The sequence below is a fragment of the Aeromonas bivalvium genome, from assembly GCF_046078285.1.
Classification (GTDB): Bacteria; Pseudomonadota; Gammaproteobacteria; order Enterobacterales; family Aeromonadaceae; genus Aeromonas; species Aeromonas bivalvium.
In genome coordinates, this window is sequence record NZ_JBGXBV010000023.1 from 1 (window position 1) to 672 (window position 672).

Annotated in this window: 2 tRNA genes and 2 rRNA genes; all 4 read left to right on the plus strand. The window is 46.9% G+C overall.

Going from position 1 to position 672, the window contains the following annotated elements:
- A 16S ribosomal RNA gene (locus tag ACEUCR_RS20040) occupies positions 1-78 on the plus strand; the annotation flags it as partial.
- 71 nt (positions 79-149) lie between these two features.
- Positions 150-226, plus strand: a tRNA-Ile gene (locus ACEUCR_RS20045).
- Between the two features lie 10 nt (positions 227-236).
- Positions 237-312: transfer RNA gene (locus ACEUCR_RS20050), tRNA-Ala, on the plus strand.
- 254 nt (positions 313-566) lie between these two features.
- Positions 567-672, plus strand: a 23S ribosomal RNA gene (locus ACEUCR_RS20055); the annotation flags it as partial.

A 672-nucleotide genomic window follows, 5' to 3' on the forward strand; every position in this document is an offset into this window, starting at 1 on the left:
ACCACGGTGTGATTCATGACTGGGGTGAAGTCGTAACAAGGTAACCCTAGGGGAACCTGGGGTTGGATCACCTCCTTACCTTAAGATGTCGTGTTGTTGAGTGTTCACACAGATTGCCTTGATTCAAGTTTAGAGACAGTACACGAAGTGGGTCTGTAGCTCAGGTGGTTAGAGCGCACCCCTGATAAGGGTGAGGTCGGTGGTTCGAGTCCACTCAGACCCACCACTTCGATTACGGGGCTATAGCTCAGCTGGGAGAGCGCCTGCTTTGCACGCAGGAGGTCTGCGGTTCGATCCCGCATAGCTCCACCATACTTGTACTGAATTTTGCGAGAAGCAAAAGCCATGAATTGGACAAATGTTCAGTGTATGTCTTTGACTTCTTTATGAAGTTTGCTCTTTAACAATCTGGAAAGCTGATTTAAAAAGTAGTTCTCAAACATTTGTTACAAGTGCTTTGGAAACTTCTTGGCGAAAACCAAAATTTATTTTGGTCACCTTCCTTCGGGAAGAAAGTTGTGCAGCAACAAGTATGCCGGTTTCACCGACACTTCTTGGGGTTGTATGGTTAAGTGACTAAGCGTACATGGTGGATGCCTTGGCAGTCAGAGGCGATGAAGGACGTACTAACCTGCGATAAGCTGTGAGAAGTCGGTAAGAGACGCTATTACT